This is a genomic window from Calothrix sp. NIES-2100, assembly GCF_963875285.1.
In the GTDB taxonomy this organism is placed as follows: domain Bacteria; phylum Cyanobacteriota; class Cyanobacteriia; order Cyanobacteriales; family Nostocaceae; genus Aulosira.
Window position 1 is genome coordinate 3011155 of record NZ_CAWNLA010000001.1, and the last position, 16072, is coordinate 3027226.

Annotated in this window: 10 protein-coding genes; 7 read left to right on the forward strand and 3 right to left on the reverse strand. The window is 41.9% G+C overall.

Features of this window, described 5'->3' with window-relative positions; all coding sequences use genetic code 11:
- Window positions 1-539 precede the first annotated feature (539 nt).
- Window positions 540-2468: a cellulase family glycosylhydrolase gene (locus AACU32_RS12760; RefSeq protein WP_096600005.1), complete on the forward strand. Its 1929-nt coding sequence runs from the start codon at window positions 540-542 to the stop codon at window positions 2466-2468.
- 316 nt (window positions 2469-2784) lie between these two features.
- On the opposite strand, the gene ppsA is transcribed toward AACU32_RS12760, so the two are convergent.
- Together ppsA and AACU32_RS12770 are read right to left on the reverse strand one after the other, a co-directional pair.
- Entirely contained in the window at window positions 2785-5397 is a 2613-nt protein-coding gene (gene ppsA, locus AACU32_RS12765) for a phosphoenolpyruvate synthase (protein ID WP_096600007.1), read from the reverse strand.
- 674 nt (window positions 5398-6071) lie between these two features.
- On the reverse strand, window positions 6072-8669 hold the full coding sequence (locus tag AACU32_RS12770; protein ID WP_096600009.1) for a M1 family metallopeptidase: 2598 nt from the start codon (window positions 8667-8669) through the stop codon (window positions 6072-6074).
- 866 nt (window positions 8670-9535) lie between these two features.
- Here AACU32_RS12770 and AACU32_RS12775 point away from each other — a divergent pair.
- From AACU32_RS12775 to AACU32_RS12800, 6 genes are all read left to right on the forward strand, one after another.
- Window positions 9536-11227, forward strand: coding sequence for a DUF3352 domain-containing protein (locus tag AACU32_RS12775; RefSeq protein ID WP_096600011.1), 1692 nt, complete (start codon window positions 9536-9538; stop codon window positions 11225-11227).
- A gap of 130 nt (window positions 11228-11357) precedes the next feature.
- Window positions 11358-12017 (forward strand): Uma2 family endonuclease, encoded by a 660-nt coding sequence (locus AACU32_RS12780; RefSeq protein WP_096600013.1) that lies wholly within the window; start codon window positions 11358-11360, stop codon window positions 12015-12017.
- Window positions 12018-12265: 248 nt separating this feature from the next.
- Window positions 12266-12418 (forward strand): hypothetical protein, encoded by a 153-nt coding sequence (locus AACU32_RS12785; protein WP_339377826.1) that lies wholly within the window; start codon window positions 12266-12268, stop codon window positions 12416-12418.
- A gap of 28 nt (window positions 12419-12446) precedes the next feature.
- Window positions 12447-13367 carry a class I SAM-dependent methyltransferase gene (locus tag AACU32_RS12790; protein ID WP_096600015.1) on the forward strand — a complete coding sequence of 307 codons (921 nt, stop codon included), beginning with the start codon at window positions 12447-12449 and terminating at the stop codon, window positions 13365-13367.
- Complete coding sequence (locus tag AACU32_RS12795) at window positions 13360-14310, forward strand: PrsW family glutamic-type intramembrane protease (RefSeq protein WP_096600017.1); 951 nt, start codon at window positions 13360-13362, stop codon at window positions 14308-14310. Before AACU32_RS12790 ends, AACU32_RS12795 begins: the two co-directional genes overlap by 8 nt.
- A 44-nt stretch (window positions 14311-14354) precedes the next feature.
- Entirely contained in the window at window positions 14355-14912 is a 558-nt protein-coding gene (locus tag AACU32_RS12800) for a Uma2 family endonuclease (RefSeq protein WP_096600019.1), read from the forward strand.
- A 105-nt stretch (window positions 14913-15017) separates the two neighbouring features.
- Here the strand turns inward: AACU32_RS12800 and AACU32_RS12805 are convergent, their stop codons facing one another.
- On the reverse strand, window positions 15018-15890 hold the full coding sequence (locus AACU32_RS12805; RefSeq protein ID WP_096600021.1) for a 6-carboxytetrahydropterin synthase: 873 nt from the start codon (window positions 15888-15890) through the stop codon (window positions 15018-15020).
- Window positions 15891-16072 lie beyond the last annotated feature (182 nt).

The following is a 16072-nucleotide window of genomic DNA, read 5'->3' on the forward strand; positions in this document are numbered from 1 at the left end:
TAGTTTTGATTGTTTGCGATCAGTTTATACCAAATCAAATAATGTTTGCGACACATCAATCAATAATATTCTAGAGGGCACGGCAGTGCCGTGCCCCTACAATCTGTCGCATTCTTTTTTCAAATTGGTATTACTATTATCTATTGCTCATGCTCAATCTCATAATTACTATCATCAGTAAAAGATTTGGTGTATTGTTAGTTTTTGTTTTTGTTATTCCCTACAAATCGTAATTATACTGACCTAATCATTGTTATTCATAACCCATTACTCACAGTATTCAGCTTGGTTGTATCTGGATAGTGTTCAACAATTGCCAGCTAGTTGAGCCTTATAATCCATCTACATTACCCTTCATTTATCTCTCAAAAAATTCACACGTTTTTTGGATATTATATTACTAATATATCAATTTGTTAATATAAATTAATAAGTAAATATAAGGGTTTTTATTAAATATTTATATCGGTAGATTTTACGTTGTTTGAATTTTGCAAAACTGAAAGTATTGAATTGTCATTCATAACCTTTTTAGAGAAATGCCATCTACCACTTCCAACCTATCAAATGTTCAGACACCCAATGGACAAGAATTTATTGCCAAAAGCATCTATCCCTTCAACTGGGATGATATTTATCATATTTATTTAGATATTTGGGGATTGAACTCTATTAGTTATTCTCACAATTTATTGGCAAGTAATAATCCACCTCAACCTTCACAGGCAAAGATTCAAACCTACCAAAACATTGTAGATATTTATACGATTCAAGATGCGGTAGTCATGTTTAAAGTTGGCGATCGCATCGATGGATATAAGAATCTTGGGGCTTATGTATCTCAACTCCGTACTCAGGATGACCCCATCATGTTCGGGGAAGACGACTCTGACAATGAAGGAGAAGATTTTACGCAAGAGAATGTCAATGTGATGTTGACATCCTTAAAATTTGATAATTTTAAGATAATTGGAAATAAAATTTATGACCCCAATGGACAAGAATTTATTGCCAAAGGAATCAATACCTTCACCTGGGATAAAGATTATTCTGTTTATTTAGATACTTGGGGTTTTAACACTATTAGAGTTCCTAACTATTTATTAGGAAGTTATAATCAGCCCCACCCTGCACAGGACAATTATCAAACAAACCACAAGATTGTCAATGTTTATACGAGTCAAGATGCAGTAGTCATTTTTGACGCTCACGATCGCATTGGTGGATATTACGAAGGCGATCAATGGGAAATTCTCAAAGACTATTGGCGCGACATGGCGAGGGAGTTTAAAGATAATCCCTATGTTTGGTTTAACTTACACAACGAGCCGGGAAACAGTAAAGCTCAACCTGAAAAATGGGTAGATTATCACCGTCAATTAATTGACATCATCCGATCTGAAGGTGCTAACAATGTCATTGTGATCGATGGAGAAGCGTGGGGACAAGACTATCAAACTCAGACAATTGCTAGTGATGCTCACAATATTATTGCAGGTAACGAAAATATAGTGTTTTCAATCCACGTTTACGACCAGTGGATGAACCAGGATATTGGGGCTTATTTCGATAAACTCCAGGCTCAGGATATTCCCGTCATAGTCGGGGAATACGGCTCTGAAAATGTCGGAAAAAACGTTACGCAAGCGAGCGTCAATATGATGTTGGCAGCTGAGTCACGGGAGATTGGACGAATTGCTTGGGTAGGAAAAGCTAATGATAACAATGATTTAACCTATGGAAAGGGCGGACATGCTGATTATTTCAATAGTACTAATACAGAGATTTTGACTGATTTAGGCAATCTGGTATGGGGAGATTTGCAGCGAACTGAGGATTTAGGTTATGCAGATCATAATTTTTGGACGCGCTTTACCAGTCCCGATAAAGCTTCCCAAGCAGCTCAACAAGGCATTTACGACATTGTACTCAGGGAGATTTCTGGTAATAAGAATTTCTCTAATAAACGTCAATCTAGCATCTTCATCTCAGGTGATGCTGGCAACAATAAATTCCAGGGTGAAGATAAAGACGATGTACTAATCGGCAAAGATGGTTTAGACAGACTATCTGGTCAGAATGGTAACGATTTACTAGTGGGTGGTAAAGGTAATGATGATCTAACAGGCGGTTCCGGGAATGATATTTTTTATATCGACGGCAGAGATGGCGGTATGGATACTATCACAGACTTTAACCCAGAAACTGACGCACTGTATATCAACAATATTATGCCAGTTGCCCAAGCTTGGACGGCTGCCGGACTTGATAAAACTAATCGTTATGGTCATCTCGGTGCGCTGCGAGTTACGAATCTGGAAGATTTAGCTGATTTAACCGGGGTTCTTAACAAACTGGGAGGGAGTTACGGCGCATACACCAGTAAGAATCAAAATCAACTAATTCTGGATTTGGGCGAAACAATGGTTCAACTCAACGGTTTATCTAACTTTCAGGTGATCCGTTGATGCACTGTGATTACTGCTGTAATTTTCAGGGCACAACAATGTTTACTGATATCAACTTACAGCATCTTCCTGTAAATAAACCACATTTGGCGTAGGGGCACAGCAGTGCTGTGCCCTGAGAGTGTGGTTCAACTACGTGAAAACTGCTGTAAATTCGGGCAGTGGTTGATTGAATTCGGGTAGTCGTTCATAGTCTGAATAACGCTTGAATTAAGCCGTGCCGATAAACGCTATTGGCTTGAATGAATTGTTAAGCTACCACATTAACAGAAAGATTAATCCTCAATATTTAAAATCCAATTTGGGAATTTTCGCTCTAATATAGGATTTCTACATACCCTTCTGTTCCATTCACCCGGATTCTCTGTCCGTCTTTGATCAGCTTGGTAGCATTCTCCACTCCCACAACTGCACTTATGCCATATTCTCGTGCGATAACTGCTCCATGAGTCATCAGTCCACCAACTTCGGTGACTAGACCTTTTATGGATACAAACAATGGTGTCCAGCTAGGGTCAGTAAAGGAGGTGACTAATATATCTCCATCTTCTAGATTGGCATCTTCCATGTTTAAGATGACACGCGCTCGTCCCTCTATAACTCCGGTAGAAACAGGTAGACCTACAATAGCTTCATCTAGGAAATTTTCTCGTTTGTACTTACCCGCAATGATTTCACCGTCAGACGTGATAATACGTGGGGGAGTTAGTTTTTCATAGAATTTGTAATCGTCTTTTCGTTTGCTGATAATGTGGTAATCAAGTTTATTTGTGCATACGACTTCGCGAAGTTCTTCAAAAGTGAGATAGTATATATCTTCTTTTTCATGAATAACGTTGGCTTGTACAAGTTGTTCAGCTTCTTTCAGTAAAGCCTGCTTATAAACGAAGTAGCGATTAACTATGCCGTATTTTGGATATTCACGATAACCGATGAAATTCCGGATTAGGCGGATCATTCGTTTTGTCTCTTCGGACTTTTGTTCACCATCCGGTAATTGCTTCAATCGCTCTAATAACTCTTGTTCTTTCTTTAAAGCTGACTGTTGCCCTTGCTCAAATTTACGCTCGCTTTCACCAGGCTCAAAATTTTTGATGTTACTGAGAATCATCGGAACAAGTGTGGTTGGGTTTTCGCTCCAACGAGTTCTCGTAAGATCGATTTCTCCAACACATCGCATTCCGTATTTGTGAAGAAAAGTAGCGATCGCGTTCTGGGCTTCCTGTCCACCCTCAAGCTTCACCAATTCACCTAGAAAGTTATCCTCTTTTACCTGTTGCAAATACTCAATGACTTCCGGGTAAGGACGAATCGCATCCGCAACATCCAATAGTGCCAGACCCATTTCCGACGTAATATTGTTGGGTGCTGATTGAGAAAGTGTATCCGCTGCGTTTTTTTCGCCTAACCACTCGTTCATTTTTTCATTGATCCAGGAGGAAGCATTCATCCCAGTCATAAGCACACCAAAACTCTGTGAATCAGCGTTGGTCTTTTTTAATTGCTGGATATCTTCCAGGATAAAATCAAACAGATCCGATCCTGATTTTGTTTGGATGGTTTGTTTTAACGCGTCGGTCGAGGTTTGACTCTGTTGAATCAAATCAGCAACAATCGCCGGATCGTAGTCGTTTAGGGTTTGAAAATCCGCAGGCGATCGACCTTTACCGCTTTTGCCGGAACTCCGATCGTCGGGTAACGATTTTATAAAATCTCCCCGCTCTAGGATGGTTGTAAGTGCGTCTTTCATGAGCGGATCGGATTTGCCCAATGTGACGTTTAATACTGTTTCTCTACTGACAGGTGAAGCCAGCGTCGCTGTAACATCAACAAACAACCTTCCACCAGCAGTGTGCATGGGTGCATGGGTCATTAACAGGAAAAAAGACAATCCCAATGGTTTCATGGCATCGGTCATCATTTGGTTGTGACCGACAGATACATAGACGTGATTTTCGCGATCGCTCGTTTTAGGAATCGGGAATAAAGTCGTGATCGGCCGACTCTGGACAATATAAAACGTGTCATCGACTAAACACCATTCAATGTCTTGGGGACTGCCGAAATGTGCTTCGATCGTTCGACCGATGCGCTCAAGCTGCAAAATCTGCTCATCCGTTAGTGCTTGCCAATTCTGCTGCTCAGGATCAATCTCCTGTTCTTTTGTACCGCCATCTTTTAAGGCATAAATAGCCAGTTTCTTGGTGGATATCTTTTTATCAATAACCTTGCCGTTACACACTTTATAGATATCAGTATTCACAATGCCTCTGACCATAGCCTCACCAAGTCCGAAGCTGGCATCAATGGATAACACCTTCCTATTAGACGTGACGGGATCGGCAGTAAACAAAATTCCTGCCACCTGGGGAAAGACCATCTTCTGAACAACCACAGACAGGTGAACTTTACGGTGGTCGAAGCCGTTTTGAAGGCGGTAAATTACTGCCCTCTCGGTAAATAGCGATGCCCAGCACTTGCTGATATGCTTTAGAATTGCCTCCTTTCCAATAATGTTCAAATACGTATCCTGCTGTCCGGCAAAGGAGGCCGTGGGTAAATCCTCTGCGGTTGCGCTGGATCGTACTGCATAAGCATTTTTTTCTCCAAGCCTGGAGAGGTGGCGGGCGATCTCTTCATTAATATCTTGAGGAATGGTTATGCCTTCGATGAAAGAGCGAATCTCACCGCTAAGTTCACCGATTTTATGACGGTCTTCTACCTTCAGATGCGATAACTGGTCGAGTAATTCGTTAATCGACGACGTTTCCCCAATGATTCTTTTAAAAGCTTCAGTAGAAATACAAAAGCCATCCGGTACGCGGATTCCTTCAATCTGGGAAAGTTCACCCAAGTTTGCGCCTTTACCCCCAACAAAGGAGAGTTTTGTTTTATCAACATATTGAAAACCAAGCACAAATGAACTCATCAGTTTCGCTCCTTTGGCAATTCATACTTTGGTAATTGTGACTGCATCACAGCCGATTGACTCTCATATCACAAAAGACTTTTGCAAGAGTTATAGCGATTCCTGAAATATCGGGTGACTAAACGTAAGTTCGGCAAGCAGCAGCAAGAACAACGGTAGTGGTTTAAGTACTTGAAACTTCGGTGAGAAGGGCTAAGATTCAAGTTGTTGGGTAGATTAAAATCCAACTTAATTGAGTCCCTATCTACTATAGACAATGTCAAGCAAGGTAATCAACGTCACTCGATTTTAGATTTTCATATTAAGCCAAAATCTAAAATCTAAAATTGTTCGGTCAAAGAAATATACAGTTCGAGCGGTGAAAATAAACCGCCAAGATGCCTTCGCGTTACCCGGATTTCTCACGAGATTTTTTCTTCTCCGTGTCCACAGCCGTAGGGGCGGGTTAAGCCAGATAATCGTAAATTACGAGAGCATATCTGTGAACCCGCCCCTACTTTTTGTGAGAAATGCGGGGTTAGCGTCTCGTAGAGAAGAACGCCAAGAGAAGAGAAAGAAGAGGGATGTAATTATTTAGTGCGAGTTTATAGATAATCGGTATCAGTACGAATAATTATAAGGGCACAACATTGTTGTGCCCCTACCTGTTTAATTGATGAATTGTGCAGATTTAATTAGGATGCAGAACTCTTTGATTTAGCTTCCAAATTTTCTAAGCGGCTTCGCAATTCCTGATTTTGCTGCTTAACTTGATCGAGTTCTTCACGCAAATTCCGCAGGGCATTTTCTGTGCCAATATTACCTTGCACTCGCTTAATCTCTTCATCAGCATAGCGTCGCACACGCCCATCTGGTGTTTGATCGGCTAGCGATCGCAATATGCCAATGGCTTTTGGTGTCTCCATTTGTCCTAAGGCGATGACTACGGCGACTTGGGTTAAGAAGAAGGTTTCTTTGGCTAGTTCTGCTAGTCTTTCTAAAATCCGTTCTAAATTGACGGGATTTTGCCCGACAGAAATTTTGCCTAAAGCGCGGATTGTCGCGAGGCGTAAGGCTTGGGGGACACCGGGTTTGGTGTATTCCAGCAACAAGTTTAATGCTGGTTCTGAGGTTTTGAGTTCGGCTAAACCAGCGATCGCCCCACTGCGAACTACTTCATTCCAGCCTTGTCTTTCTTCTAAAACAGATTTCAGCAGTTTCAGGACTTTTTCTTCTTTGGGTTTTTCGTCTAAGTTTGCAGCAGCGATCGCGCCAATGACACGACAAGCTGCTGATTCTACATAGTAGCTGGGATCGCCATCTTGCACTAAGCCTTTGATAGCTTTATAACTTTCAGCAGTTTTGGTTTTCGCCAGCGCATCGACAACAGCGCGACGCACATAAGAACTTTTATCTTCTAAGCCAATAACTAACCCATCAAAAGCTTGATCCAATTTGATTTCGGCTAGTTGTTTGGCGACTTCGACACGCACACCCCAAAATGACTCATTTTTTAACGCCGCAGATAAAACTTTTGTGGCTTCTAATCCTCCTTTCTTGGCTAAAGCTTCAGCAGCGTAAATCCGAGACAGAGGATCGGGATCAAATTCTAACTGCGCTTTTAATTCGGGAATTGGGTATTCCAAAGTGACAGTTTTCAGATAATTATTCCCGACATCAAAACTGATAAATTGAGGTTTGGTTTCTAAGGGAAAATAGAAACTTTGTTCCCGTTCATTTACCCTGACGGTAAATGTTTTGAGTTGGGGAGATGCACTTGATTCGCTATAACCAAAGCCGATGGGAATTTTTAAGTCAAATAACTCTTTACTGTTATTATCTTTGGCTTGAGTTTGAGTTACAGTTACTTTGGCTAAATTTGCATCGCCATCCCAAGCATAAGCCACTTTAAAATCAGGATGTCCACCACGATAAACGTACTGGTCAAAGAGGAAGGTTAAGTTCCTTCCCGTTGCTTTTTCAATAGCCCTTAATAAGTCTACTGTTTCCACAGTTTTATGGGCATTATCCTGAACAAAGGTGTGAATTGCTGGCCAGAACAATTCCTCTCCTAATTCCGCCCGAATCATGTGATAAACACAAGAACCTTTTTCGTAAATATGGCGGTCATAAAGTTCAATTGCTTCGCGGTAAACGTGAGTTACCATCGGTCGGCGGTAACGTCCACTATCTTCACTAAAGTAACTTCGCGCTTCTAATAATCGATAGTATGCTGCTTCTTGGCTACCATATTCCTGTTCTGTCCACATGACCTCAGAATAAGAAGCCATTCCTTCTTTAATCCAAGCATGAGACCAATGTTTAATTACTAGCAAATCACCAAACCATTGGTGTGCTAATTCGTGAACAACTAAACTTTCGGTGTTGCGATTATCTAAAGCGGCGCGTTCATCTATTAAACAGCGATCGGTTAATAAAGTTGCAGAGGTGTTTTCCATCCCGCCGAAAATAAAATCATCGACGCAAACCTGGGCGTATTTCGGAAAAGCATAGGTATAACCATACTTTTCACTTAAAAACTCAATCATGCGGGGAGTTTTGCCCATGCTGCGTTTTGCATCTGCTTCTCTACCCTTTTCTACATAATAAGTGACGGGTTTACCTCGCCATTCATCGCGAATTTCGGCAAAGTCGCCAATCGCCAATGTCATTAAGTAGGTAGGATGAATTTCTTGTTGTGACCAATGGTAGATTTTATATTTACCATCTTCCTTCGTCTCAATCAGTTCGCCGTTGGAAATCGCCATCAAATGTTTAGGAACACGGACGCGAATTTCCGAAGTAGAAAGTTGTCCGGGATAGTCGAAGCAAGGAAACCAAAAGCGAGAATCTTCGTCTTCTCCTTGTGTCCAGACTTGGGTAGGCTTGTTGGGGTAGTGTTTGTCTGGTTGAATAAAGTAAATCCCGCGTTGGGGTTTTTCCACAGAGTAGGCGATCGCAATTAGTAACCGCGTACCCACCTGCGTCGGAGTTGAAAGTGCGATCGCTAGCTTTTCGCCATCGTAGTCAAACTTTTCCTCTACCTCATCCACCTGCACAGATTGAATATTCAGGTTGACAGCATCCAACGTCAAACTATCAATTCCATTGCGGATTGGCGACAGGCGAATGCTGCAACTGCCAGAATAACTTTGGTGAGGAATATCCAAACTCAGATCTAAAAAAATATGCTCTACTTGTCCAGGGCGATCGGGATTGTAATGGGGTTTTGCTCCTGGTAACTCAAAAGATCTGTGACCGTTATTTTCTGTATCAAAATAAAAATGGGACATTGATGCGTACTAACCTTATATCTTGATAAAACGGGCTGGATGTAGTCAAAAAAATAGTGCGATCGGCATAAAGCCAAATCAACTCAACAGTCAAAGAAGGATTTTGGGGATTGAGGATCAGAATTAACGTAATTCGTAATTCCCTTCAGAGGATGTTTTAAAAGTCCTGTCGTCGGTAGCAAAAAATTCTAGATCCCCCTAAATCCACGCCACTTGCTTCTCCCAAGGGGAGACGCTGCGCGAACAAGTCGGGAAACCCGCAAGGGCGCAGTGGCTCCCCTTATTAAGGGGGACTTTGAGTCCAGTTCCCCCCTTTTTAAGGGGGGCTAGGGGGGATCTGAAAGTACTTATAATCACAGCCAATCACTTTTCAAACAACCTCTCAGTAAGCCACCCAGAGGGTGTCTACGTCATTCGTAATTAAGAAACAAGCGAGAAGTCCAAGGACTCTCTAGTCTACCCAGTTTCAGATGGGGTCTTAATCCCTGGGGTGAAACTTAGTTACGAATTTTTAATCTTTCCCCCTTTCTCTACCTTATATGCTTTCCCTGATGTAAGTTGATAGCTTGCACTCTGTTGACATAGATGCCACTTAAGTACAAATACTTCCAAGTATTTTTATAGCTTAGGATAGTCTGCTCAATAGTAACAGCCTATTTTTTAAGTTAAATAACATAGTCTTTACGGATTTGCTTCTCACTTTGTTGTAATAAGTCTCAGATTAGTTCACAAGGGCAGGTGTCTAGTATTACTAATTTTCTCAGTGGATACCACTAAATTAGTAAAAATTATAAATAATTCCGAAAACTCTACAATGACGTTTTTACAAGCCTTCATGACAATTGACACCAGAGAGGATAACGATAATGACTGCAAGTAAAACAAAGTTTTTAATTCCTGCTATTGGTGTAGCTGTAGTTCTGACAGGAGGTATCGCTGCCTATATGTATTTTAAAGGCAGCCCGGTTTCTGATAGCGCGGGTGCTATAGGCAGCGCGAAAGTAGTACCTTCTTCCGCAATCATGGCAACTTACATCTCCACTGACCCGCAAGCTTGGGCAAAGTTGCAGCAGTTTGGCACAACAGAAGCACAACAGCTAGTTGCCAAAGGTTTAGAGTCATTTGTTCCAGAAATGTTAAAAAATAGTAATATTTCTTTAGAGAAAGATATAAAACCTTGGGTAGGTGGTGTGATGGTGGCTGTGCTACCACCGAATCCAGTTCAACCAGCACAATTTAATCCACCGATCACTGCACCTAATGGCACAGCCAAATTACAGTCGAAACCGAATCTGTTGCAAGTAGTGGTAATCAAAGACAAACTTGCGGCTTTAAACTTTTTTAACAAATTGAAAGCCCAAAAAGATATTCAATTCCAGGAAACTGAGTATAAAGGTGTCAAAATTACAGAAACTACAGATCAAGGACAAGCGACTTATAGCGTAGTTTTAAATGAGAGCCAATTAGTATTAGCTCCCCAAAAGCAAGCCATAGAACAGGTAATTGACACTTTTAAAGGTCAGCCTTCCTTTGCCAGTAAAGAAGGTGCAAATAGCATTCTGAGCAAAAGTGTGGATGTAAAAAATACCCTCGCTCAAATTTACATACCAGACTATGGGGATATGGCTCTTCAGTTAGCCGCCGCTAATTCCCAAGTGTCGAAATTACCACCCCAAAGCCTGAAGCAGTTGCAGCAAGTGAAATCTGTGGTGGCGGGTGTGGGTGTTGACGATGCAGGTTTGCGCTTTAAAGCGATCGCTAATTTAGATCCCCAACTAAAAACATTCCAGTATCAAAATACGCCGGCTAAAATAGTTGGGCAACTTCCTTCTGATACCTTTGCTTTAGTCAACGGACAAGGTATTAGCAGTGCTTGGTCAACCGTGCTAAAACAATCAAAAGATTATCCCGAATTTAACCAAACAGTGGCACAAGTCCGCCAACAAATAAAATCATTCGCCAATTTGGATTTAGATAAAGAAATTCTGGGCTGGATGGATGGAGAATTTGCTGTAGGCGCAATGCCATCTAATCAAGGTATATTAGGCAGTTTTGGTGTTGGGGGAGCTTTCTTATTTAAAACTAGCGATCGCAAAACAGCAGAAAGCACTCTCAGCAAACTAGACGAGCTGATCAAAAAGCGACTGGTCAACGTTGCGCAAAGAAACATCGGCGGGAAAAACATCACTGAATGGCAAATTCCCCAACAAGGAGCTTTACTAGCTCATGGGTGGCTAGATCAAGATACTGTATTTGTAGCTCTTGGTAGTCCGATTACCAATGCGATCGCAGACAATAAAAACCAATCTCTCGACAATAGCGACACCTTTAAAGCCGTGACCGGTTCCTTACAAAAACCCAATGGCGGCTACTTCTACCTGGATATGGACAAAACAATGACTATAGTTAATGGTTTTCCCCCAATTCAACCCGTACCACCACAAGCGATCGCCATACTAAGTTCCATTCGCGGTTTAGGTGTAACTGCTACTAGTCCTGATAAATCTATCAGTCAAGTAGAAATGTTGTTAGCTCTCAAACCGAAAACTGGAAAATAAAGAAGGCAGGAGGCAGAAGGCAGATAAACTATAGGGAAATGTCCAGCTTATCCCCCTAACCCCTAGCCTCTAGCCTCTAGCCCCTAGCCCCTAACGTTAAAATAAACCCATAAATCGCAATGTCATAACCATGTCCCTCGCCAAAGAATTAGACACTGCCCAAGACATCCAAGAAGATGTTATTCTTCCTCCAGGTGACTTATACAGCGATGAGCCTCCCTTAGAAACTGAACTGCATCTAGAGCAAATAATCCTCTTACTTAAATGTCTGGAATGGTTGTGGCGAGACAGAACGGATTTCTACGCTGCTGGCAATCTGACTATTTATTACAGCTGGAAAAAACTTAAAACCGAGAGCTTTCGCGGCCCTGATTTTTTTGTTGTACTAGACACCGAACGTAAAACCCGTAAGAGTTGGGTAGTGTGGGAAGAAGATGGCAAATATCCTCACTTTATTCTCGAAATTCTTTCTGAATCAACAGCGAATACAGACAAAGATTTAAAGAAAAAGATTTATCAAGATACCTTTCGCACCCCTGATTATTTTTGGTTTGACCCCTACACACTAGAATTTGCAGGGTTTCACCTAGTTGATGGTCAATACCAACCCCTAGAACCGAATGCTCAAGGACATTTATGGAGTCAGCAGCTTGGTTTATATTTAGGAATTTATCAGGGACTCTTACGATTTTTTACACCAGCCGGAAAGCTAGTACCAACCCCAGAAGAAACAGCAGAGAAATTGGCTGCTAAACTGCGAGAATTAAATATAGATCCAGAGACAATTTAGAATTCAAAATTCAAAATTTAAATACAACCAGAATGAATCCGGAGGCTTAAAGTAATTTGTCAAGAGTCAAGAGTCAAGAGTCAAGAGTCAAGAGTACCCCTTTCAAGGTGACTCGTAAAATCCGTTTTTTCTCTGCGCTCTCTGCGGACTCTGCGGTTAAAATAGTAATTTATTTAACCACTCCAGACACAGAGGACACAGAGATAAGAGATTAAAAAGAGATTTTTTGAGCAAAATTTTTACCCACCTTGAAAGGGCTAGAGTCAAGAGTCAACACTTCGGCTTTGCTCAGCGATCGCCGTCAACCGTCAACAGTCAACAGTCAACCGTCAACAGTCAACAGTCTCCTCATCCCCAATCCCCAGCCCCTAGACTGGCCTCCACCAATATGTCATAAGTAAAAAAGGCTGTTGAGCGCAAATTGATCCTATGACTGCTGCTGTAAATAATGCTCCTGGTTTAGCTTCCCGCTTGGTAAATGGCGTATTGGCAATTAAGCCTTTAGCCAACTTAGCCAAGCACCGCGCTAGACAGATGATGATTAAACGTGCCGAAAAAATGGGCGTACCTTGGACGCAAGAAGTTGTTCTACTTCTTGCGCGTGATTGGACAAATGATTTAGCTAAAGTAGAAAATCCTCAGCTTTCCTACCCAGACTACTACCTCACCTCATTCCACGCCTATGAAACCGGAAATTTAAGTTGGCAAGCTGCTTTTGAGGTAGAACCTGCTGCTTATGCTGTTCATGCTAAGATTTGGCAAGGTGCTGAGGCGGAAGGTGATGTCAGATTACGCCAAAACTACCACGATATCTTAAAGAACCAAATCCCTAACCCACCGCAAGACATCTTAGACATGGGATGCAGTGTGGGTATGAGTACCTTTGCCTTACAAGCACTTTATCCCCAAGCCAAAATCACAGGTTTAGATTTATCTCCCTACTTCTTAGCTGTAGCCGAATATCGATCGCAGCAACGTCAGGCAAATATTAACTGGGTTCATGCACCAGCCGAAACTACAGGATTACCAGATGCTTGTTTTGATTTAGTTTCCATTTTTCTGGTTTGTCATGAATTACCCCAGTCGCCAACCAAGCAGATTTTAAAAGAGGCGCGGCGTTTGCTGCGTCCCGGTGGGCACTTGGGAATTATGGACATGAATCCTAAATCAGAAGCGTTTGTGAAAATGCCACCTTATATTTTGACGCTGCTTAAAAGTACTGAACCTTATCTAGATGAATACTTCAACTTAGATATTGAACAAGCCTTAGTTGAGGCTGGTTTCCAAACTCCCACAATCACCAGTAACAGCCCCCGTCATCGTACAGTAATTGCGCAAGTGCGTGGCTGATTTTGTTGTCCTGCTGTGGGCAGTCATACCACCACTACTGTTGCTTTTGTACTACTATTACCGTGTTTTCACTGCCCCAGCATTATTCAGGTTACTGTTGTTATTTATCTGTGGGGCAATATCTGGTTTTGTCGCCCTCCGCTTAGAAATAGCTTTTGAAACTGTCGCCAATTGGGTTGTGAATTGGCGACAAATAAACTCTTCACTTCCTGGTATTGCCTTGCGGCAACTTTTGGAAATTGGGCCGATTGAAGAAGGTTGTAAGTTAGTAACGGTGATCATTCCCACCTACTATCTACAACGCAGGTATCAATTACGCCCCAGCACTGTTTTCCTATTCACTATAGCTGTGGCTTTGGGATTCACTGCCGAAGAAAACTGGATTTACTTTTTTTACAACACAGCACCAATTCTTGACCGTACTATTGGTACACCAGTTCATGCGATGTTCTCTGCGCCTTGGGGCTACGCCCTAGGCATGAGGTTAAATCACAAGAGAAATTGCTTGTTCAGTGCTTGGCTAAATTCTGTTGTCTGTCATGCCATAGTGAATTTTTTATCTATTGCTGGGGGGTATTTACCTTCTCTGCGATTCCTCAACTATGCCTTTTTTCCATTTCAGTTGTGGATGTTTTGGCGGATGGAACAATTATTGCGCCGAGTGGAAGGTAAACCGCCGATTACTCTCATATCTGCTCACACACCCCAGCACCGTTACTGGCAAATGGGTTTAGTAGGATTTGCACTGATGTTAGGGGGAAATGCGATTTTTGGGTTTTTTCTCTTAGCGAGAAAGCTCAGTCCCCTAAGTTGGCAGCAGGTTTTTGTTCCGATTGTCCTGTGGTATGTACTGACTCGGTTGTTAATAAATTTAAATTTTGCCGCGATCGCCTATTTCATCTATCGTTATTTGCGACGGCAAGCCAAACGACGATATTTATAAATAATTTTTCTAAAATATAATGAAGAAATTGCTTAGGGGGTTTTATGCAAACAACTCCAGTGCGTTGGACTACTGCCGATCTTGAGTTATTTGCAGGCGATCGCAGAAATCGCTATGAGATTATTGATGGAGAATTATTCGTGACTAGATCACCTCACTGGGAGCATCAATCGAGTTGTGGCAATATTGTTACAGTTCTTAATAATTGGTCAGATGAAACTGGTCTTGGGAAGGCAGCGATCGCACCGGGAATTATTTTCTCAGATGCTGATAATGTGATTCCTGATGTAGTTTGGGCAAGTCATGAACGCTTAGAACGCTTGTTAGATGAAGCGGGACACCTAACAGGCGCACCAGAGTTAGTGGTAGAGGTTCTATCTCCTGGTGAAAAAAATGAGAAGCGCGATCAAGAGTCAAAACTGAAGCTTTACTCAGTACAGGGAGTTCAAGAATATTGGATTTGCGATCGCATTCAAAGGAAAGTAGAAGTTTATCGTCGCGAACAGGCAATTTTAAAGCTAGCGTACACTTTATTTAGTGAAGATGAATTGACAAGTCCTTTGCTACCTGGATTCCACTGCTTAGTCAGTAAATTTTTTTAGTCTCGGATTCTCTTGACTGAGATTTTGCACCATTTTTCAAAATGATTGCGTGTCATGGATTGTCGTCAAGGGCGGGGAAACCCCACCCCTACGGGAGCATTCTCGTTAAACCCGCGCTAACACTGGCTGATTTGCTGTTGCACTGACTGAATTGGCTTCCGAATCAGTACAGTAAATTTCGCAGGAGTTATTCGGGCTTTCAATCAGCTTAACCTTGTGCAGCTTGGCTCCTAATTTTTGCACAGGCGATCGCAATAAATTACTAATGTAAAGTGCGATATTCTCAGCAGTAGGCACTACTTCGGCAAAGTAGGGAATGTCTTTATTTAAAAAGGTGTGATCGAATGGTTCTACCACATAATCTTCTATCACCTGATTCAACGCGCCTAAATCCACAATCATACCTGTGCGTTGATCAATCTCCCCCTTAACGGTGACTTCTAGATGGTAGTTATGTCCATGTCCGTGGGGACGCGCACACTTACCGTAAATCTCTGTATTTTCTTCGTTACTTAAATTCGGGTGAGCCAGCCGATGGGCGGCGCTAAAGTGAGTGCTAATGGTGAGGTAGGCTTCCATTGAGTTTCCCATATAATCTGCCCAAAGTTCAGGATGTTCAAATAACTGCACACGGACTAAAGGCAAGTGGGGTGCTAACCGTTGCCAGATAACCCGTGCAATATTCTCAGTGGTGGGCAGAGTTTGTTGAAATTCTGTCCACACATCGTTGAGATAAGAAAAGTCCAGAAGGCTTGTAACTTCTTGTTTGATTACCTGTTTCACATCAGACAAGTTCAAAACCATGCCATATTCATCCAATTCCCCAATCAGGGAAATAAATAAGACATAGTTATGTCCGTGTCCGGGAAATTTAGAGCAGGCACCAAATTGCTGAATGTTCTCAGCTTCACTCAGTTCTGGCAACCAATAGCGATGACTTGCCGAAAACTGAGCGCGGCGATTTACGATACATTGCATGAGTACACTGGGAACAAAATTTAAAATTTCTTAATGTTTCTCTGTTTCCAGCATAAACTAAATTCTTTACCTGTAGCGACGGGAATAATATCCATATCCATAAAATTCCTGAATATCAGACTGGGAATTACAAATATGAATGTTTCAGTACTGTGCTGGCTGCTGGTGCGGAGACTTCGCCA